This is a genomic window from Paenibacillus alvei DSM 29, assembly GCF_000293805.1.
GTDB classification, from domain to species: Bacteria; Bacillota; Bacilli; order Paenibacillales; family Paenibacillaceae; genus Paenibacillus_B; species Paenibacillus_B alvei.
The window spans coordinates 581,680-603,294 of sequence record NZ_AMBZ01000002.1; the positions used below are offsets into that span (position 1 = coordinate 581,680).

The 21,615-nt window shown below is 47.4% G+C and carries 17 protein-coding genes; 5 read left to right on the forward strand and 12 right to left on the reverse strand.

The features are described 5' to 3' along the window. Positions 1-90: 90 nt before the first annotated feature. Both PAV_RS09060 and PAV_RS35525 read right to left on the reverse strand, forming a co-directional pair. Positions 91-4,845, reverse strand: a complete 4,755-nt coding sequence (locus PAV_RS09060; RefSeq protein WP_005545383.1) for a phosphodiester glycosidase family protein — start codon at positions 4,843-4,845, stop codon at positions 91-93. Between the two features lie 162 nt (positions 4,846-5,007). Then, positions 5,008-5,184, reverse strand: a complete 177-nt coding sequence (locus PAV_RS35525) for a helix-turn-helix transcriptional regulator (RefSeq protein ID WP_005545385.1) — start codon at positions 5,182-5,184, stop codon at positions 5,008-5,010. Positions 5,185-5,623: 439 nt separating this feature from the next. Between PAV_RS35525 and PAV_RS37535 the strand changes: the two genes are divergently transcribed. The 3 genes from PAV_RS37535 to PAV_RS09070 all read left to right on the forward strand — a co-directional run bounded on the left by PAV_RS37535 (position 5,624) and on the right by PAV_RS09070 (position 9,304). Further along, positions 5,624-6,298, forward strand: coding sequence for a YhgE/Pip domain-containing protein (locus tag PAV_RS37535; protein ID WP_420798658.1), 675 nt, complete (start codon positions 5,624-5,626; stop codon positions 6,296-6,298). Beyond that, positions 6,259-7,773: a YhgE/Pip family protein gene (locus tag PAV_RS09065; RefSeq protein WP_420798659.1), complete on the forward strand. Its 1,515-nt coding sequence runs from the start codon at positions 6,259-6,261 to the stop codon at positions 7,771-7,773. Before PAV_RS37535 ends, PAV_RS09065 begins: the two co-directional genes overlap by 40 nt. 220 nt (positions 7,774-7,993) lie before the next feature. Beyond that, entirely contained in the window at positions 7,994-9,304 is a 1,311-nt protein-coding gene (locus PAV_RS09070; RefSeq protein ID WP_005545387.1) for an MFS transporter, read from the forward strand. A 142-nt stretch (positions 9,305-9,446) separates the two neighbouring features. Here PAV_RS09070 and PAV_RS09075 read toward each other — a convergent pair whose 3' ends face one another. The 3 genes from PAV_RS09075 to PAV_RS09085 all read right to left on the reverse strand — a co-directional run bounded on the left by PAV_RS09075 (position 9,447) and on the right by PAV_RS09085 (position 14,006). Continuing rightward, the gene (locus PAV_RS09075) at positions 9,447-12,446 is read right to left on the reverse strand and encodes a YhgE/Pip domain-containing protein (protein ID WP_005545389.1); all 3,000 of its coding nucleotides are present in this window, start codon (positions 12,444-12,446) and stop codon (positions 9,447-9,449) included. A 21-nt stretch (positions 12,447-12,467) separates the two neighbouring features. Continuing rightward, positions 12,468-13,082, reverse strand: coding sequence for a TetR/AcrR family transcriptional regulator (locus PAV_RS09080; RefSeq protein WP_238555787.1), 615 nt, complete (start codon positions 13,080-13,082; stop codon positions 12,468-12,470). A gap of 180 nt (positions 13,083-13,262) precedes the next feature. After that, complete coding sequence (locus PAV_RS09085) at positions 13,263-14,006, reverse strand: MBL fold metallo-hydrolase (RefSeq protein ID WP_005545393.1); 744 nt, start codon at positions 14,004-14,006, stop codon at positions 13,263-13,265. Between the two features lie 425 nt (positions 14,007-14,431). Between PAV_RS09085 and PAV_RS09090 the strand changes: the two genes are divergently transcribed. Beyond that, positions 14,432-14,758, forward strand: coding sequence for a YxeA family protein (locus PAV_RS09090; RefSeq protein ID WP_005545395.1), 327 nt, complete (start codon positions 14,432-14,434; stop codon positions 14,756-14,758). 152 nt (positions 14,759-14,910) lie between these two features. Here the strand turns inward: PAV_RS09090 and PAV_RS33280 are convergent, their stop codons facing one another. Both PAV_RS33280 and PAV_RS09095 read right to left on the reverse strand, forming a co-directional pair. Next, positions 14,911-15,081 (reverse strand): CxxH/CxxC protein, encoded by a 171-nt coding sequence (locus tag PAV_RS33280; RefSeq protein WP_005545397.1) that lies wholly within the window; start codon positions 15,079-15,081, stop codon positions 14,911-14,913. A gap of 112 nt (positions 15,082-15,193) precedes the next feature. Further along, positions 15,194-16,441 carry a S1C family serine protease gene (locus PAV_RS09095; protein WP_005545398.1) on the reverse strand — a complete coding sequence of 416 codons (1,248 nt, stop codon included), beginning with the start codon at positions 16,439-16,441 and terminating at the stop codon, positions 15,194-15,196. Positions 16,442-16,682: 241 nt separating this feature from the next. On the opposite strand from PAV_RS09095, the gene PAV_RS09100 reads away from it, so the two are divergent. Beyond that, positions 16,683-16,907, forward strand: a complete 225-nt coding sequence (locus PAV_RS09100; protein WP_005545400.1) for a hypothetical protein — start codon at positions 16,683-16,685, stop codon at positions 16,905-16,907. Here the strand turns inward: PAV_RS09100 and PAV_RS09105 are convergent. From PAV_RS09105 to walK, 5 genes are read right to left on the reverse strand one after another with little or no spacing between them, the layout of a single operon-like run. Beyond that, positions 16,861-17,682 (reverse strand): MBL fold metallo-hydrolase, encoded by an 822-nt coding sequence (locus PAV_RS09105; protein ID WP_005545402.1) that lies wholly within the window; start codon positions 17,680-17,682, stop codon positions 16,861-16,863. The two genes, PAV_RS09100 and PAV_RS09105, sit on opposite strands and share 47 nt — an antisense overlap. Further along, complete coding sequence (gene yycI / locus PAV_RS09110) at positions 17,679-18,428, reverse strand: two-component system regulatory protein YycI (protein ID WP_005545404.1); 750 nt, start codon at positions 18,426-18,428, stop codon at positions 17,679-17,681. The genes PAV_RS09105 and yycI overlap by 4 nt, the downstream gene beginning before the upstream one ends. Before the next feature lie 33 nt (positions 18,429-18,461). Beyond that, positions 18,462-19,055, reverse strand: coding sequence for a two-component system activity regulator YycH (yycH, locus tag PAV_RS36845; protein WP_338010898.1), 594 nt, complete (start codon positions 19,053-19,055; stop codon positions 18,462-18,464). Beyond that, on the reverse strand, positions 19,001-19,780 hold the full coding sequence (yycH, locus tag PAV_RS36850; RefSeq protein WP_005545407.1) for a two-component system activity regulator YycH: 780 nt from the start codon (positions 19,778-19,780) through the stop codon (positions 19,001-19,003). Before yycH (PAV_RS36850) ends, yycH (PAV_RS36845) begins: the two co-directional genes overlap by 55 nt. After that, positions 19,777-21,564 (reverse strand): cell wall metabolism sensor histidine kinase WalK, encoded by a 1,788-nt coding sequence (gene walK, locus PAV_RS09120; protein WP_372515385.1) that lies wholly within the window; start codon positions 21,562-21,564, stop codon positions 19,777-19,779. The genes yycH (PAV_RS36850) and walK overlap by 4 nt, the downstream gene beginning before the upstream one ends. Positions 21,565-21,615 lie beyond the last annotated feature (51 nt).

Consider the following 21,615-nt stretch of genomic DNA (forward strand, 5'->3'; position numbering starts at 1 on the left):
AAACTTGACATGCAAAAGGGGCTGGATAAACAGCCCCTTTATTTGTGCCTTCATATGGAGTTAAAACGGTTGTATGGTCGGTGTTCTTCTTCAGAAGGAGTGGCAAGTGTAACGCTGAATGGGCTTGTGAAGGCGTTGAACGGCACTACTGTTGCATTCAGTTGCAGCGTCGCTAACCTTTAATGTTCCTTCGTTTCGATCAAGTTGGACCTCGTCAATCGTCGTATCCGGCAGGCCATTAACTGTAATGAAACTTTCCCCGTACACGGACTCCACTACACTCGTAGCACGTACAACCGCTGTCCCCTGCTTGTGTCCTGTCACGATACCATCAGACGTTACCGTCACAGCTCCGTCTACTGAAGCATCACGAACTGACCATTTTACGGTCTGATCAGCACCGATAAGAAGCATCTTCGCATTCAACTTTACACTTTCTTTTACAGCCAAACTTACGTCCGTCTGATCAAGCTCGACCGATACAGGCTGCTGTTGTGGCTTGCGAATCGAGAACTCATCAATGACAACATCATTAATGTTCTTCACGAGGAACTTCATCTCGCTGCCAATAATCTCAACGGCTACATAGATTTGCGCCTTCGTTCCGTCTATTTTGTACTGCCAGTCTTGTGCAACAACCTCATAGAACTTCGGCCCTGAGGAGCCCGCTACAATATAAGTTGTCCCTTCTCCCTCGCCAACTGGCTTGCCGCCGCGCAATGGGCTCGTTCTTAAGTACACATGGTCATGGCCATTTAATGCCGCATCCACATTAAGTTCATCAAATGTGGATGTCCAAGCATTGCGAATATGCTTCTCATTATTCTTGCTTCCATATGGACCACGATGGAACGTAACGATCTTCCACGTTTTATCCGTTGCGGCCAAATCTCGTCGCAACCATTCCTTTTGCTCTTCGAGGTCGTACTCACTATTCAGCACGGCAATATGGGCATTATGATAATTAAATGAATAATTGCTGCCCTTCAAGCTGTCTATCCCGTTCTGTGGATTGTTGAAATGAGCAAGGAAATCATCATTTTTCCGTGTTCCCGTCACCTCATGGTTACCGACTACCGACACAACTGTTGTCTTCAAGAATGTATCCTGTACTGCCTTGAACCACATATTCCATTCATTTTCCTTAAACCCATCCTCGACCATATCCCCGGCCTGTAGAATGAAGTCAAAATCCGGCTGATCAGCCACTGCCTTCCGTACAATATTGCCCCACAGCTCGAATCCCGCTTCATCCGCGGATTGCGAGTCGCCAAAGAAGAGGAATTTCGTACGTGTACCGTCCAGCTCAGCCGTCTTGAACGTGCCCTGCTCACTCACCTTGTCGCTGCCGTTGCCAACACGATATACATATTCCGTTCCCGGCTTAAGCCCTTGAACAACTGCCTTATGCACACGAACCGTACCGATATCCCACGTATGGAGCATATTGCTCGAGCCATTCACCCGAATGACATTCGAATGGTTAAAATCGACGAAGTCTTCCTTTTTCGCGATCTCTACCACTGAAACATCCACGTTAATATTGGAATGCCACGTAAAGCCGCGAGAAGTTGCCGGATCTACTCCCATTGTCACACTCACGTTGTAAGGCAATTCGCTGCCCGCCACCGGGGATACCTTGAACTTCACTACTGGACTGAATCGTGTTCCCTCGTTCGCTTGCAGCTCGTATTCCCGCACTGTCCCCGTCATCTTATTCGTGGTAAGCTTGCCGTCTGCGCCCGTCACACCCAACTCTGTTCCCTCACGTGTCACGATACGCGCGCCTTGTACAGGAGCGCCAGTCTCATCAACAACCCCAAGCACAGTATCCTGCCCCTCGGTTATGCCGTCCGTGTTCCAATTCAAGCGCAGATGATACTCAATGGCCGCGTGAAGAGGAAGACCGAAGAAGCTAAAGTCTGTGTTTCCTTTATCCGCTAATCCAATGCTTCCTGATGTAAAATCGACCTTGAACGCACCCGACACATCCGACTTTAGGTGATATTCAATTCTCGCGAGCACTTCGTCATCCCTCAAGTTCAACTGATGCACATCAGAAAACTTTAGATTCACTTTCCCATCCGGGGTAATACTTTCCTCGATATTAGCGGGGCCAAGTTTACCGCCTGCAACTACTTCTATCTTCTCTATCAAATTGGGATCAACGATAAATCCAATGTCAGCACGTTTAATATGGGAAGGCTTGAATCCTTTAACCTCCACCTTGTAAACATTGCCTGCATAAGCATTGTTTGCTCCCGTATATACGAGCTTCGATGACACGGTATCAACGGTAAACATCCATTCTTTTTCTGCCCGATTCCCGTTCATATCACGAATTTTGACCTTCACGACATGAACCCCGTCTGCCAAAGGCACATTCGGTGTATAGTGAATTTCACCCTTCGGTGGATAAAATCCATGCTGAACCAGTTGTCCATCCACATACATGCGCACCTTATCGGGATCAATCAGCGTCGTTGCTGGATGCTTGATTGGATCATATCCGAAATCTTCCCCGTACACATGGATTTTCGGAGTCGAAGTATGAATTGTACTGCCATCAACCGGAGAGAAATCCTTCAGCACTGGCGGCTCCATGTCATCCGTATTCGGGCCATATAGCGCTCGGATTTGATCGATATAAAGAGTCCCATCGTTCTTGTTTGTATTTTTCGTTTCCATATATCGAATCGGCATGGAAATTTGAAGCGGAAGAGGTCTTCCCTTAGGAACCGCTGCCTCGATATACTTCCAGCCTGTGAACTCAAGGCCCGTCTTCTCATCCGTATAATCAATATCTACTGCAGCCCCATTGCCGTCTCGTAGCTGACCGCGCAGCCAGTGCTTTTTACCGTCGCCATACACCCACGCGCTTATTTTTTCCGGATAGCCAGGAATATCAATATACTTATCCTTGCCTTTCGTATTGATGTATGCGCCTGATATCCCTACTGTATCGGTAAAGTCATATTCCAGCTTTGCAGCCTTACTGCCGAATCGTACAAATTCTTCATCCGCCGTCTCGCTGAGCTTTACACTCTTGTACCTTGCACCACTTTCCTCATAGTAACGATCCAGACCACCCTCGAAATCTTCCAATACAACAGGTTTCAGCCCTATATTTACATCCATTGATGCCTCAATATTACCGTACTTGACGATAATTTTACCGTTCTTATCCGATTCCGAAGTTGCGGTAAATACACCGTTAGCATCAATAGAACCGATTGGGCCTTCGACCCTCCACTCAAACTGGCGATTATCGGCAACAACGACTCGCCCATCTCGAATAGCCGTTACCTGCATATTCACTTGTTCGCCGGTAGAAAAAGCCTTTACCTTGTCAGGCAATATGAGGTCTGTCAAATCCTTTACCACCTCGACTTGGCCTTGCCCCTGCACGCCACCTGCAGTCACTGCAACATTTGCGCTCCCTGCAGCAGATCCAGCCGTGAACTTGCCATCCCCTGCTATCGTTCCAAGCGAAGGATCAACAGCCCATTGCAATACATCTGTATATGGAGCTGGATGTCCATTTACATCTACTCCGGCTGCTGCGAATTTGAATGTAGAGCCAACGAGCACTCGCTCCATATTCGGATGTACGACCAGCTTCGAGGCAGTTCCTTGCTCCGGTGCCTTATTTACGAGCAGCAATCCGTTTGCCGTCTTGCGTTCACTGCCGTCAGATGGACGGTTCAGGACCTTGCGAGTCAGCTCCCCCGGCAGCTTCGCTACGAACGTGGACGAGCCGCCACCATCAAGACACAGCGCATTGACGACACCCATGTCCTTCATTACCTTGCCGAAATCATCGTAGGATACCCCTTCACTAAATCCTGGCGCTCGGCCGTCGATCACCATCATGATAATGGAGCCGTCAGCTTTTGTTCCGATTGCCACTCGTGGGTAGAGTGCCTTATCAGGATTCTCTTGCGGCACGCCATCCTTGACCAGCATAAACACGCCGCCGACTGCCATTTTAACGTCCTTCCACTCATCCTCCAGCTCAAAGCTTGCGGAGATTTCATCTCCTACCTTCAGCTGTTCGAGGATTTTGCGGTTCTCTGTTCCCGAAGCAGACAGCACAACCTTGCCCGAGGCAAGCGGTGCGTCCCCTTTGTCCTTGCGTATCTCCGCAACCTTGAGCTTTAAGGTGCTGCCGCTCTTTACTTCTCCCGACAGCACATCAAGAATAACTTCGTCGCCGAGATCATTAGTTTTGGTTGAAGTATGAAATACGGATGTGAATAAGGACAGCTTGTCGGCATTTTCACGCATCCGATTAATTTCCGATATTTCATAATCCTTGCCGCTAATGTGAAGCGTTCGCTTCAACTCTGGACTCAGTCCGTATATCGAGGTTCCATCCTTTTTCAATCCATATGCATACCAATCCCACTTAGGCGGCGGACTCACCAATATCTCACTATCACCCATAAATAAGCCAAGAGGCACGCCTGTCGTCATATCATAGAAGTCGCCGTTGATGGCTGCAATAACCCGATTTCCCGCCTTGTCTGCATGATCGGCCATCTTCGTAACACCTGTCATGCCGTACACTTTCCCGTCCGTCATGCCAGGCTGCAAATCCAAGGAAGGATTCTTCGGATCGAACTCTACATAATGAACCTTCTCTTGCCCTTGTGGCAGCTCCATACTGTTCCAGGTATAATTTACCCCAGGTGCAAGCTCCATCTTTCGCTCATCCACAACTTTTCCGAAGCTTCCCTGCCCTGCACTAGACGCCATTGCCATACTGGTACCTGTGAATGCAATCATGGACCAGATCATACACAGAGATAGAACGACCGCCAATCGTTGTCGAATTTGTTTCATCCGTAATGTGTTCCTCCTACCGTGAAATGTACGAGAGGCCTTGCCCTCTCTATAACATGTCTCTATAACATCATCTTTTATAGTCGGCTGTCCCTGCAAAGTAATGAAACGCATTTCTCATTTCTTCGCCGATTCTACTCCTTACGAAATATTCAAAAATTGCTAGATGCCAAAATGCTTCCGATACTCAAGAAGCGTCATCTTCACGATCTGCTTAAATACGCGATTAAAATATTGAAGAGTTGTATATCCCGCGGCATGTGCATCCTCCCTCTTCCACATCTGCATGGCTAGCTTGCGTTCAACAACATCTTGATCCGCGAGCATGACCCGCAACATCAATGTCCCTCCTTTGCTGCTTTACTTGGTAATCAACGTTAACATAAACCGTTGGCGTCTGGTCATGATCTAACCAATCTTATCCAAATCTTAATAGTCAGTCGTACACCCGACCTCCTTTCCCTCTCTTCATAAAATGTACTGCTTAATGAGCAGAGCTGCCCGTACGCATCAGACTTTTTTCATCCGTTACAATACCTCCCTCTCTAAATTAGCTGACATGAGTCGGATGATTCGTCCCTACTATTTATGCAAGCGCTTTCCTAAAAATTGTTCACATTCCCCTTGCTTGCTTTGGCATTGACCCATCACCACACAATCCGTACACTGTATCCTCCAGCTTTAAGGCATCACCTCCTTTATCGCATGTTTCTCGCCTAAAATAGGCACAATGATAGCAATGTTGTCAATTCTTGAAATGAACGGGAGAGCAACTGCTATGAAATCCATCTTCAACCTATACCTGACTGACCTGAAACGCATTACAAGCAATTGGGCGGCCGCTATTGTGATTACGGGCCTTATTGCCCTTCCTTCCCTATATGCATGGTTCAACATTCTGGCATCATGGGATCCCTACAGCAACACCAAGGGGGTAGCCATTGCTGTCGCCAACAATGATAAGGGCGATACCCTGATGGACAAGCCAATCAATATCGGCAAGCAAATCATCGAATCGCTCAAGACCAATGAAGCGATCGGCTGGACATTCATGGACGAGAAAGAAGCACTGCGCCGCGCCGAACGCGGACAGGTATACGCAGCCATTATTATCCCCGCCGATTTTTCCGCACGGATCGGTACCGTATTGTCCAATGATCCACAGAAGGCGGAAATCGTCTATTACGTGAATGAGAAGATCAATGCAATTTCACCGAAAATTACAGCCAAAGGCGCGTCCGGCATCATCGAGCAGGTCAGCTCCAACTTCGTTCGTGAAGCCAATCGCACCATCTTTAAAATATTTAACGATGTAGGGGTGGAACTGAAAAATGAGCTCCCGACCATCGAAAAGGTAAAAACCTCGTCTTTAAGCTGGAAAAAGGGTTCCCAGAGCTCACACATATCGTCGATGTGGCACTGCGCGATACGGCGAAGGCCAATGACATTGTAGCCTCAGCACAGCGTAATCTCCCGCTCGTTTCTCAGGTGGCCGAGGAAGGAGCCCGCTTCTCTCGCAGCGTTGGTGATCTGCTCAATTATAGCGAGCAAGGGATTGATACGATATCTACCTTTATTAAGCAGGATCTTAACTCCATTCAACAGACGGCATTGGCCATTCAAGATTTGACCTCCCTACTGCAAGATGCAAGCAGCGATCCCTCTCTTGTGAAGGAGGCTTTGAATCGTGCCGAGGGTCGGCTGAATACTGCTCTTACTCTTGTAGATGGCCTTAGCAGCTGGTTCAGTCGACTTAATGGGGTTGTCCCTGGAGATCGCTTTGGCAGCACTATAGGACGCTTGAAATCCATACGAGATAAGCTGGAGCGGCAATTATCCACTGTGCGTCAAATCTCCGGCGCGGTAGATCGTGGTGAGAAAGTGTCGGCAGACCTGATTAATCAATTGAATCGGATTGCGAAAGAGACTGCTGATATTACGGGCAGCATATTAAATCGGTACGATGATGAGATTAAGCCGAATATTGTCCAAGGCATTCAGACAGCAAAGCGTACCGTCAACAATGTTCAGACTGTATTGCAGGATGCACTGAATCACATGCCTGACGTAAAGACAATTCTGAACGATGCCGCTAAGCTGATTTCGGTCGGTAGTGAGGAAATTGCAAAGATACAGCACAGCCTGCCGGAAGCGCAATCCAAGCTGACGGATATCGCGAATCGAATTCGCTCATTAGAGGCACGTGGCGATATCAATGAAATTATTGATTTGCTGAGAAACAATTTTGAGAAAGAGAGCGAGTTTTTCGCTGAGCCCGTCGTGTTGAAAGAACATAAGCTGTTTCCGATCCCGAACTACGGATCGGCCATGTCACCATTCTTCTCTACGTTATCATTATGGGTCGGTGCCCTGCTCCTGGTGTCGCTTCTGACGGTGGAGGTGCATGAGGAAGGCGTAAAATATAAGGATCATCAAGTGTATTTCGGTCGCTATCTCACCTTCGTCACAATCGCGCTGCTGCAGTCCTTGCTTGTAACACTAGGCGATTGCTATCTGTTGAAGGCATACGTGCTCAATCCATTCTGGTTCGTTCTCTTCGGCATGATGCTAAGCGTCGTATTCATGCTAATAGTATATACGCTCGTATCTGTCTTCGGCAACGTAGGCAAAGCGTTGGCCATCGTGCTGCTTGTTCTCCAGCTGGCAGGCTCAGGAGGTACCTTCCCAATCCAAGTAACACCGCCTTTTTTCCAGGCAATTCATCCTTATTTGCCATTCACCTATGGCATCAGCATGATGCGTGAGGCGGTCGGCGGTATCCTATGGGATGTAGTGTGGCGCGACTTGATGATGATGTGTATCTATGTTGCGATTACACTCGTCATGGGCCTTCTGCTAAAGACACCGCTCAACCGGTCAAGCGCCAAGTTCGTGCGAAAGGCGAAGGAGAGCAAACTGATTCACTAGCCTTACATTCAGGCACGCATGTTCCATACAGTACGTATAATCTAGGGCGCTCATGAATTCTATCCTATCCATTAGCGCTCGATAGTACATCTGCTGGCTTAGAACTTAAAGCTTAGAGCATCGAGCTCTGGAACCCAAATCGAACAATTCGACCCCTTCCTTGTTCGCGGAACCATTGATACAATGGAAGATGCTAACATGGACAATCGGAGGAACGAACATGCGCTTAATTCAACAAGTATGGACAGACGTGAAGCAATGGGATCGGAATATTAAGCTGTTTTTTATCGCCAACTTGTGCTTTCAAGTGGGCAGCGGTATGTTCATGGTACTCTACAACTTGTATATTCAATCACTCGGATATAATGATGACATGAACGGGACGCTCATCAGCCTGCAATCTCTTGCTACGGCTTTGATGTTTGTCCCGATTGGCTTTCTGGGGGATCGCACGAGCCGGAAGAAGATTCTCATCCTTGGCGCGCTGCTAACAGGGATCGGATTCATTGGACGCTCCTATGTTGAGTCATCTACGAACCTGCACGTATTGGCGGTTTTTTCAGGGCTAGTTGCGTCGGCCTTTCAAGTTATTGCTGTTCCGTTCCTTGCGGAAAATGCCCGTAAGGAGCAGCGTTTGCAGCTCTTCAGTTATCACTTTGCTCTAGGCTTGGCTGCGCAGGTATTTGGCAGCATGGGAGGAAGCGCCTTGGCGGATGTACTGCAATCTACAGGCTGGACACGGGTTGCGAGCCTACAAACCGTATTGATGCTGGGCGGAATCGCCACATTAATCTCCTTCCTGCCGCTGCTTGCCGTGAAGGAAGCGCGCAAGCGAGGTGCTTTACAGGCAGAGACGGAACCAGCAGCTCCATCACGGACAGCAGCTTCAAAACGCAAGGAAGAAGATCTTCAACATCCTAATCCGGCAGCAGAATGGCGCGACATTCGCCGCCTTACCTTCTGTCAGCTGCTTGTAGGCTTAGGCTCTGGGCTAGTCGTTCCCTACTTGAACCTATATTTTACGAATCGATTCGACACTTCCATCACTATGGTCGGTTTGTTAATCTCGTTAGGGCAGGTCATGACGATTATTTCTATGCTTATTGGCCCAACGCTGGTGAAGCGAATCGGACAGGTGCCAGCGATCGTCGTGTTCCAAATGCTATCCCTGCCATTCCTGCTGTTGACCGGATTCACCAACGCGCTTTCCATTGCCATCGTCAGCTTCCTGTTCCGGCAAGCGCTTATGAATGCAGCCAACCCAATTCAATCCGCCGTTATGGTTGACCGAATTTCAGACTCCCGCCGCGGAATTGCAAATTCATTAACACAGACTGCCTTTATGCTTGGATGGGCAAGTATGGGCACAGTGCAATCCTATTTGGTAACGACTCACGGCTATTATTGGGGCTATGCGATGACCTTTAGTATTACAGGAGTTCTCTATGTAACCTCATCCATTTGCTACTTCACTATGTTCCGCGAGAAGCGTATTCAGAAGGATCTGCAAACCGAGGGAATTGCTACATAAGTCTAGATCGTCCAGCACAAACTCAAGAACCATACGAAATCCAAAAAAACTGCCTGATTGCTCAGGCAGCTTTTTTGCTTATATGGCTATATATAATTGCATGACTCTGTTACCCTATCTTACACAATCTCAGCCTAACTGCTTACAGAAGCTTACTTTGCTTCGCCTTCTTCAAGAACTTATCACTAGACTTATTAATCGTCTTCTTCAAGCCTACACCAAGTACAAAGGCAATTCCGATATAAATCAACAGGATGAGTACATGCTTCGTTACGACATCCCACAGAATTCCCCCCACGGCTTCTCGCATAATGCCGATTGCATGTGTGAATGGCAGGAACGGATTCAGCTTCTGGAAGAACTTCGGCGTCATTTGAATCGGGAATGTACCGCCCGAGGCTGCCAATTGGAACACGAGCAATACAATGGATAGCGCCTTCCCTACATTTCCGAATACCGATACCAACGTATAGACGATACTGACGAATATGATACTGATGAAAATCCCGAATGCGAAGAACCAGAACTTATGCACGACATACGTTTTGAGCAGGAACATGTCGCCCAATGTCACGATCATACTCTGACATATCCCGATCGTTACAAAGGTCATCCAACGTCCGAAGTACACTTGGTAGCTCTTATAATCTTGCTTGTTCTCGATATCCACAATCAGCATGGAGATAAGCAGCAAGCCGCCAACCCATAATGCCAATGTCGTAAAGAACGGTGACATCGCTGATCCATAGTTCGGAACTGGGAACAATTCATGTTGGTTGAGCAGTACCGGCTCTGCAAAGAACTGGCTTTCCTTTGCAGCATCTTTGCGAAGCAAATCAATGATTTGATCCAGGTCGCCTTTTGCTTCGAATTCACGGATTTTAGCAGCGATATCCTTTACTTTCTTTTTGAGTTCCGGGTATTTGTCACTAAATTCATTCAGGCCATCTTCCCCAGTATTAATTTTGCCCTTCACATCGGCTAATTGGGCTTCGATTTCTGGAATCATCGAATATACTTCTTTTTTCACGTTCTTGATGAAATCCAGACCTTTGCGGGAATCCTTGACGCCTTTATCGAAGGCAGGGACAACATCCGAATCGATCTTCTTCACGATTTTATCAATAGATGCGCTTGTGTCCTTCGTAGAATCATAAATTTTTTGCAGCGCATCCTTCGTCGGCTGATTCGCCTTGCCTGCTGCTTCACTTGCACGCATCAGCATATCCGACAAGTCTGCGATTTTCCCTTTCAGCTTATACATGTTATCGACGATATCTGTAATTGCACCGTCGTCTACCGTCTGCTTCATTTTCTCGGTAGCAGAAATGAGCTGATCCGCCACTTTTTGTCCGCTATCAATATGCTTCTTCGCGTTATTGATTTGATCAATTACTTTGTCCGCTGTATTGCGGTTCATAACTTTATCGGCCAAATTAATGACATTGCGCGTGCTGACCTGCATTTTATCAATCATGTTCAGAACATCACGATTCAATGCCTGCATGTCTCCGCGAATCGTATGGAATCGTGGTTTAATGCTGTTATCGTAATCATTAATGAGCTGACCGACGACCTCACTTGCTCTTGCTATAGCTTCAGCGCCAATCTGCTTGCCATTGCCTAGTCGATCCTGCAGCAGAGTCAGCTTCGTCTCCATACCCTTCAATTGGGCAATCAGCAGGCCAGTGTCTACGCCAGTCACTTGGGCAAGCTTATCCAGTTGATTCTTATACTTCTCCAAGGAGCTTAGCGTAAGCTTCAGCTGATTAGTTAGATCCCCTATAGCTGTATTCAGCTTATCGGATAATGAAGCATCTGTTGCACTGCCTTGAATAAGCTTATTGACCCGATCAATCTTCTCTTGCAGCTGGCCAAGATGCTCTCGATACATTTTGCCCAACCGCTCTGCCTCATCAAAGGCTTTAGTTACGGTTGGAGCAACCTGCGAGTTCAGGCTCGCTCTTGCCTTATCCAAAATGTTATTTACATCAATAGCCTTATTTCGAATATCCTTCAGCTTATCGTCGGCAATCGATTTTACAGACTCAACTGTTCTTTGTGCTTCATCCAGACGATTCTTCAAATCCTCTGCGCCCCGCTTCGCATCAGTCAGGGAGGTTAGCACATTATCGAACATTCCGTTATTTCTTAAATTGCGGTCTATATCTTCCACAGTCGTGATTACACGCTGCAAGGAATTCATCCCGGACTCCACTTCAGCACTCTTCTTGGCGAGCTCTGTTTCCACTTTGCCAAGGTCGAAGTCCGAGTTCATAATATTTTCTGCAACCTTCGATGTATCATTGACGACACCCTGCAGCTTGCGCAAATTATCTTTGACAACCGGCACTTCCTTATGGAAAGTATCATTGCCCTCATCGATCAGATTCTCTGCATCTGCAATTACCGAATCCGGTCGATTTTCAAAGCGTTTGATGACACGAATTGCGGACTCTGCCTTACTTACAAAGTCCTTTGCCTTTATAATATCCACTTGGCCCGACTTCATCAGCTTCTCGATTTCCGGAAGCTTCTCTTCCAGCTTGAAGATGTTGTCTCTCAGCTTCTTAATATCGGGTTCATTCGTCTCCAGCTTGAGGCCCACATCATTGAAAATATCGAAGATTGCTTTATTTGCCGTCTCGACAAAGTTGCTGCTGATATTTGATACAAGCGTTGAAGCTCCTGCACCCGCAACCTTTGGCGATATCGCGTTAATCTTTTCATTAATGTAGTAATCGAGCTGCGCCTTTTCTGGGTGATCCGAAATAACGGAAGAAATCTTCTCTGAGAAATCCTCAGGAATAACAATGGCCGCGTAGTAGTCGCCATGGTTGACCCCTTTGACAGCTTCTTCCTTCGTGACAAATTTCCACCCTAACTTGTTATTTTCCTTTAACTGATCCATGACCTTTTTCCCGACATCAAGATCCTTGCCTTCCACCTTAGCACCTTTATCCAAGTTCGCAACCGCAACCGCTACGTCCTTCGTATTGGCATACGGATCCCAAGATGGGAGAATATTGAACCATGCATACAGGGAGGGCAGAATCACTACTGCTAAAATGACAATAATTGCAGCAGGATTGGTTATAATGTTGCGAAGATCCGTTTTATAAATGCGTAAGATGTTCTTCATCCCACTGCCACCACCATTCTTCTAAATAATATGTATTGCGTTATCCGATTCTCGCAATTCTGTTTGTGCTGCCCCATTCATTAAATAAAATTCCAGCAACTGTGGTATCTGGCCTTGATGAAAAGCCTGAGCCCGCTTCGGCCAATCTACCGCTAAAGCCACATAGGTTCTTATAAATAGGAAAGCCGTTAGTTCAGCATCGCAGCTTTTTAACTCTCCAGAATGAATAGCTAGCTCCACTTGCTCCTTCACAAAGTGCTGGAGCGCATCTTCAACCTTGCCTATTTTCGACATTACAATCTCGGTACCCATTTCCCTCATCTCGTGTGAGAGAACGACCATCAAATCATGCTTGGATCGAAACTCCAATACGTTGTGAAGCGTACGGTGCAGATTCTCTAAGAAGGTTGCACCTTGCTGGATAGACGACTTTGCAATTTCCAAAATGTCTTGAATGAACCCTTTCATAATCGCTTCTAACAGCTCTTCCTTATTCGGAAAAAAGCGATAAATCGTACCTTTTCCAACATGTGCAAGTCTCGCAATCTGATCCATGGTGCTGCCTTTATAACCATATAGTGAAAATGACTGTGTTGCTGCCTCTATTATTCTCGTTCTTCGATCAACGATCATCATAATTCCTCCTTTCCGCAAAGAGGCGATTTTGAACAGGCTTCAGAACTACAGAACTGATCGTGAATTTTGGTCATTCATTCTTGCTATTATACTTCCAGTAAAATGAATTTGCAAGAAACAACACATTTTAGACACAAAAAAGCGCCCTATCTCATTGACAGAACGCTTGTAACCGTTTTCCTATTCCAAGATTTTGCTGCTCATGGGTACAGCTCCCCACTTCCGCTCTGCATCCTGAATCGCTTGATCCATGACAGAAACTGGGTTCACAATCATTCCCCCATGACCAACAGCAAGCAGGGTAGGCTGCAATGCTATTAGCTTGCATGCACTCGCCAATGCGGCTTCCTTATTCCAAGTTGCCATTGCAGGGAATGGGAATAGCGGCTTGAACATCCCCGACACTGCAACCCCTCCCCGAATCTGAAAAGCATCGCCTGCAAGCAGAGCTCCATCCCTTGTATCATAGAAAGCCATCATACCTGGTGTGTGTCCTGGTGCAAGCACAGCGCGTAAAGATCCTATCCTTTGTCCATCTTGCAGGAAAACATCCGGCTTCGTCCGAATCGTCCCTTCTTTCGGTACACCACCGCGAATTGGTGTTACAGGCTCACCAGCCTCTAATGTTCGATTCCCTGCCAACAGTTTGGCATCACGAGCAGAGATCAATACCTGAGCATCAGGAAGCTCTTGCTTCAAAGCATCCAGAGCACCAATGTGATCATCATGTGCATGAGTAAGCAAGATACGTGTAATCGGCTTTCCAATTTGCTTAGCTGCCTTCAATATACTAACTGCACTATAAGGAAGAGCAGCATCCACCAATGTCAGTCCGTGCTCCTCTTCAACCAAATAACAATTCACCGGAAACAAACGTGGAAGGAAAGACAGTTGAAAGATGTGACCTTGCTTACGCATACGCATGAATGACCATTCCCTTCTAACTAATTGTAATTATATATTAACTAATGTTATTAGTTTTTGCAAGAAGAAATTTCCCTATTGCTTTGCATAGCATGTCCTCTCTCTAAATAGGCTTACTAAACGAAATCGTTGTACATTTTCGGCCAGATAAAGCGTTCAATGCCCCATAGCTCTTTGTTTTTGGCTATCCACATGTGGATAACTATTCTCCATAGTCCCACTATTTCTTATCCACATATTCATCCACGTTATCACCAGCCGCTGACTATTTCTACAGATGGCTGTCATCCCTCTTTTCACTCCTCTATATTCTCCGAGACACATGACATAACTGTAAGGATGCTGTTGGGTAAATCGATTTGTCCTTCCTCTTGTACTTGTTATGATAAGACTCAGGAATATGGATAACCCGGAGGTAACCACATATGAAGAGAATAATCACTTTATTCGCAGTCATCACCTTATTTACAAGTATTCTTGTCGGCTGTGACTATAATCGAGACGGCAAGCAGCAATATTATGTCCAAACTGTTGGCGATCCAAATGAGCAAGGTGAGTATACACTCCCTGCATTTGATGAAAACGGCAATGAGAAAAAGCTTACTTTTATGAAAACAGGGGAAAATCGCAAGTTTAAAGAACATGCCTTTTTACGTGTCTATGTCAAAGATGAGGAACGAGTAACTGCCTACGAAGAGATAAGCAAGGATGAGTTGCCGGATAAGGTTAAGGACAAGCTGAATGTAAAATAACTTACTGCCATTCACTCCTAATCAACTAACGCAAAAAAACAAGGGCGTATCCCCACCTCGGGGGCAGCGCCCTTGTTGTGTACACTCTATTGAACCGTATGAACGAATTAGCCCCTGTCTTGCTGCACAGACCAATACGCCCAACGACAAGACTACACGACCAGAAACTTTGCTTCTTGCTCGCAATCCATACAGCACTTGATTGGCCGTTCCCAATCACTGAATTCTACGCCATCCAAATCGACTACATCAGGCGCATCTTCGAACTCATCTACAAAATTGTCAATTGCCAATTCTACATGCTCTTTACAGACTACGTACATGTCGTTCCCTCTTTCTCGCTAATCTTGCTGTATTATTACGTCCATCATAACATAAATAGGACAAGTACGGGGAAAAGACCTTTGTTTTCCCCATCAATGGACATTGATTAGTTTATCCGCCCTGCTGCGGCTTATCCTCAAGCTGTACAGTCGTCATCATCAGCTTGCCTTCACGATAGAAGTGAACCTCCATCGTTTCCCCGATCTTCTTCTTCTCATATAGGTATTTGCGCAGGTCGCGGGTTTGACCAATGGCCTCATTATCGAAGCGGATAATCACGTCATTCAGCTTCAATCCCGCCTTCTTCGCTGGCCCTGTGGCTTCCAGTACAATGACCCCGTTCTTCACTTCATGTGGCAGCTTCAGATCATTGCGCTGCTCCTCTGTAATTGGGGCATAAGGATTCGTCAGATCGATCGTATAGACGCCCAAGTAAGGCCGAACCACCTTGCCATTCTTCATAATCTCATTCACAATTGACATCACTTCATTCGTCGGGATCGCGAATCCAAGACCCTCAACGCCGGTCGTAGCAATCTTCATTGTATTGATGCCGATGACCTGTCCCTGCAAGTTTACGAGCGCACCGCCGCTATTGCCTTCATTAATGGCTGCATCCGTCTGGATGACCATCTGCTCCCAGTCATATACGCCATCCTGGTTTAGGGAGACCGGGATTAGCCGTTTCGTATAACTAACGATACCAGCAGTCAGAGATCCGCCGAGACCGAGCGGGTTGCCGATTGCCACCACGGTTTCCCCAAGGCGCAGCTGCCGTGAATCCCCAATCTCCGCAACCGTTGTTACACCTGCATCATCAATGCGAAGAACCGCAACGTCCATCACGCGATCCTTGCCTACGAGCTCTGCATTTTTACGCTGTCCGTTCGAAAGCACGACCTCCAGCTTGTCTGCTCCCTGCACAACATGCTCATTTGTCAGGATGAACGCTTTGCCATCATCGCGCTTGATAATTACACCCGATCCCAGATTCGTATCCTTCTCATCCTCGGTCTCAGGTGCCGCTAATCGCTTCTGCTCATTGACAATGCTGACGACTGCGGGGCCAACCTTATCCGCTACAGATACAATCCGATCATAGGGATCAACTGTTCCCGCAGTATTGACTGCTACAGGCTGTGGGGACGTGCCGCTCCCTACGATCCAGCTATATACAATAACCGCTGACAAGGCACTGACTACCGAGCTTACGATAGCTACTTGCACGGTAGACCATTTGCGGCCAGACCAATTGGATCTGCCCAGAATCCATCCTGTTCTTGCTTCACGTTCCTGCCATCTTCGCTTTACCCTGCCAGACACCTTTGTCGAGAAAAAATCATCATCAAACAAGCACATCCGAACAACTCCCCTCAACCCTCCAACCGGGATCGATCCACGCGTTGAATCGATGCCTAAGCAGCATCATCACCATGGAATGATATGGCTGAAAATCGTCAACACTATATATTAATGCATACTATGAGCTTGTCATGTAAAAAGAAATGTACTAGATTTGCAAGCTTGTACATATTCTATCATACAAACAGGAAGTTGAGAGAACAATATCCCTTCCCTAATCGAAAGGAGCTATCGATTTATGACGACAACTAACCCAATTTGGTCAGACATCGACCTCGTCGGTCAACTCGCTGATATGAAGGAAGACCAATACCGTCTCACCTTGGCACTATCTACCCTTATGGAGCTGCTCGTGGAGAAGGGTCTGATTACACAAGAGGATATCTCCCAAAAGGCCAATGACCTTGATAGATGGCTTACAGACGCACCACAGACTTCGCGTGAACCGTATCCCATTCCGTAGGCTTGTTATAATACGTGTCTTTTATTTGCAATTCGCTCTCTTTGAAAAAATGGCCGTTGTCCTCCATGACTCCCTTCACCGTCAAGCGGGCGAGATCCATCATATTGTGATCCAAGCTCAAGTGGGCCAAATACACACGGCGAGTATTGCCTGTCGCAATCTCGCACAGCGCCTCGCCTGCCGCATCATTGGACAAATGGCCCATATCCCCGAGTATCCGCCGCTTAATGTTCCATGGATATCGGCCCATACGAAGCATTTCCGTATCGTGGTTCGATTCCAGCACAAGTACATCGGAATCGATAATCTCATCGCGAACCTTATCGCTCATATAGCCAAGATCCGTCGTAACACTCAGCTTCGTTTCGCCTTCATAGAACTTATAGCCGACCGGCTCGGCAGCATCATGGGAGATACCGTACGATTCTACACGCAAATCCCCAAAGTCGCGCGCCTCGCCGGTTTGCATAACAATCCGATTTTCCTCTGCGATTTCACCCACATGCTTCTCAAGTGCTTCCCAAGTATTTTCGTTGGCATAGATCGGCACATTATGCTTGCGAGAGAATGCACCTAGACCTTTAATATGATCAGAATGCTCATGCGTAACGAATATGGCGTTAATCTGCTTGCCGGAAAGTCCTTGCTCCTCCAGGAGCTGCTCTGTCCGTTTACAGCTCAGGCCCACATCGATCATCACCGTTGCATCCTCGTTCTGAATGACCGTTGCATTGCCTGTTGATCCACTCGACAATACCGAAAATCGCAAACTCATCTATCGTTCTCCTTCTTTCCTTCTTGCGGCGTATCAATCGCCCCACTTATCGCATTCACATAATAGACTTCATCATTTTCCAACAGGATGCGCCATGATGGCGCCGCCACCTGCGTATTGGCCGCATCGAATATTTGACCGTGATAGCCAAGCTGTACATCCTTAACGACAGCTCCAGACATTAAAGCACTCAAAATGACATGCTCCAAAGCTTGAGAAGCCGGCAATATTTTTTGCTCCTTGCTTTCCTTCGCCTCAATCAGCTCCACATATTGCTGCCGGAAGCCTTGGATCTTCTGCTGACTATGCACGAGATCCAGTGTCACCTCGAATATGGGCAGCCCGTTCGGCAGCCGCTGATGTAAGACGAAGGTGCCATTCCGACCGGTCAACGGGTCATATCGGTACATTTCGATATGAGGAATGTCCCCTTGAAGCGACTTGATCAAATCGTTCTCTGCGAATACAATCTTCGTATCCTGCGGTTGTTTAAGCGGCTCAATCTGCTCTCCGCGCTTCAGGAATCGATACGTAATTTCACGTAAGGCCGGAGTTTCCGAAGGAATCTTAGCCGTCACTTGTATCTTCTTCACTTCCATCATCTTCTTTGCCGCGTCAGACAGGGAGGTCCAATCCAGCTCGGAATGCATTTGGTCGCGTACTTCTTGCCAGAGCTGATAGCCCAGCACAATATTGAGCAGCAGAAAAGCATAGATCAATATATTCTTCGCCCGACTCCAATCCATGTGACTCCTCCCTTCTGATGAGCAATATCCCCTTTACTTTCCTGCAGCCTCATCGAGCAATGCAGTCGTTCCATCCTTGTACTTCACCTGCCATGCAGGCAGCAGTCGAACCGTGTCTTTCCCTAATATCGGAACATATACGGGATCAATGGCTGATATCGGCTTCTCCTTGCTAAGCTCTTTCAACTTTTTGATTAATGCATCGCCGATCGCCAACTTGCGCATCTCTTTTTTCGCTGCACGCTGATGAAGCTGCACAAGAGATCGTTCATAGCTCGTAACCGTGCCTTCCTGCATCGTGACCTGCATATAGCCAAACCGGAATCGGCTTGTATTTACAATCGGGTAAGAGCCCCAATACTGCTGGAACCGGATTGCTGTTCCTAATTCACTGGCTGCTCCATTTAACGAATCCCGCTTCATATTGTCAGGCATCGTAACACGATATCTGCCATTCCAGCCGCCATGCTGGTTAATGAACCGAACTGCTGCGGTTACATCTGATGTGATATCCTGTTGTCCTTCTGTCTGTACAACTGGATCGGAATAAATGAGCCACTGTAATCCACGGTTTACTTCAAGCCCCCGTTTAACATCGGTATAAATCTCAGAATTTCCAGTCTCAATATTTTCGTTACGGTTGGGTCATTGAACAAACTGCGCTGCATCTGCTCCGCCGTAATTCGGTCAAACGGCAGTGTAACCTCCTGCATCTCAATAGGCTGCTCAGGAACATAATACGCTCCATCGACAAGCTTATAAGGCGTCCAGGCCCGTCCGAATTCGACTTGCTGCTTCACATCCTGCTCCGTCAAATTCGCACTGGTCGACTCATAGACAGCGTCCCCCTCCGCATTGAAGAAGAAGACGCGGACTTCCTTCGTATCCTTCGTGGTATACAACCAGATTCGACGGATGCTTTCATTCATAAGTACACTATCATCGCCGATCGGGAACACCCTCTGCAGCAGCTTTACCGGAATAGGCGCGTGGAACAGCAGCTCTACCCCTTCGTTCTCCTCACGAATGCGAGCCCAATCTACCGCAGAGACTGAACGATACTGGAATCCATCGTACGAACGTCCTTGCAGCCGTTTGACGATAATGTTATAGAAGGTCATGCCTGGATATAGAACCGTATGCTTGTTCCCTCCTAGGTGAAGCACGAGCTGCTCCGGGAACACCAGATTCTCAACCTTCTCCTCTGGACCAAGCGGATCCGTCATAATATAGTCGCTAGTGAACTTTTTGCGTACGTCGAAGTTCGGCATGCTGTATGCGAGAAAGAAGCTTTGCAGCAAGCTTAACAGCACTAGAAATGTCAGCAACAGCGTCTTAATGCGCTCAATCATTCGCCTGCCTCACTCCCTTCCGCATTCATCAAGGTCAACGGAAGTGAGAAGGTAATTTCAGTACCTGAGCCCCATTCCGACTCAATCCATATATCCCCGCCATGCGTTCGCACAATTTCCCGGGCAATGGACAAGCCAAGTCCCGTACCGCCCATATTTCGTGAGCGTGCCTTATCTACTCGATAGAAACGTTCGAATATTCGTTCCAAATCCTTCTGTGGAATACCTAGACCATTATCCTGTACCGATACATGCAGCATACTGCGAGAATCATCCAACCCAGCAACCAGCTTCACCTCGCCACCGTCTGGCGTATACTTCACTGCATTGGACACGAGATTGTCCAGCAATTGATCAATCTGATCCCGATCAATCATCACTGATCCGTCCTTCCCGATGTCTGGGGCGATTTCCACTGCTGCAGTGATTCCCTTTTTGCGGAACTGGAAGGAGAATCGATCAATAACGTCCTCCAGCATCTCCGTCATATCTGTCACCTGCTTGCGCAGCTTTGCCTGCTTCGAATCAAGACGCGACAAGTGCAGCAAGTCGGTCACAAGACGGATCATACGCTCCGTCTCATTCTGAATGACACCGACGAAGCGACCTGCAAGCTTCGGCTCCTCCAGCGCACCGTCACCCAACGCCTCGACATAGCTTTTAATCGTCGTTAGCGGCGTTCGAAGCTCATGTGACACATTCGCAACGAACTCACGACGTGACTGCTCTAGCTTCTCTTGCTCTGTCACATCCTGCAGGACAACAATCGAGCCCGTCATTCCTTCTCCACGGCGATGAACTGGCGTAAAGGAGATGCGCAAGATTGTCTCACTGTCCCCATCCTCCTCATGCGCTTCTGTCCGAGGTAGCAGCATCCAATTAAGCTTGCCATTCACCATCTCATTAATCTGCTCCTGTGGCACGCGAAGCACCTCGGCAATATGGCTGCTCTCGACTTCGCCTTGCTTTACATTAAGCAGCTTGCATGCACGTCTGTTGACGAGGATAACCTGTCCCTGCTCGTCCGTCGCCACTACACCGTCACTCATATTCGTCAGGATGGAAGTAAGCTTCTCCCTCTCTTCCTCATTGGCGTTCAACGCCTCCTGCAAGCGCCGGGTCATGTAATTGAAGGCTTCACTCAACTGACCAATTTCATCAGTGCCCATTACAGGAACCTGACCTGCAAAGTTCCCTTCCGCCACCTTTGTCGCCTGCTTCGTAATTTCCTTGATCGGCTGTGTTATTGTATGGGCTAGAATGACCCCGAGAACAGCCGTCAATCCAAGCGCAATTGCCATCCCGGAGAGGAAGATCCGATTGATTCCCTCAATCGTCGCATACAGTTCTTTCATCGAAGCGACAATATACAGGGCGCCAACAAGCTTCCCACTGGAGTAAACGGGCTTTGCCAACACCTGCTTGCGCACGTTATCCTCATCAATAATGACCTCTTGGTTATCCCGCATTCCCTGTAGCGCTCGATTTACTACCGTTTCTGTATTTTTACGCCCCACATATTCCATATGGGTTGGCACAGATGTCGTCAGTACCTTTCCGGTTACGTCTAGTACCTGAATCTCCACGCCGTTCATATTGATGAAGCTACGCACGAACTTATTCAGCGCCTCCAATGTCTGCTCATCATCCAGTGTTTCATCGCCTTTCAGCGTCTGACCGGCATAAATAGACATAAGCTCTGCAGTGTTCTGCAGCTCCTTCGTAAAGTTGGTCGTCTGCGTATGCTTCATGGAACTGACGAAATAGACGCCTATGAGTTGCATTGCAATCAAGATGAGCAATACATAGATAATAATCAGCTTTGCTTGGATCGT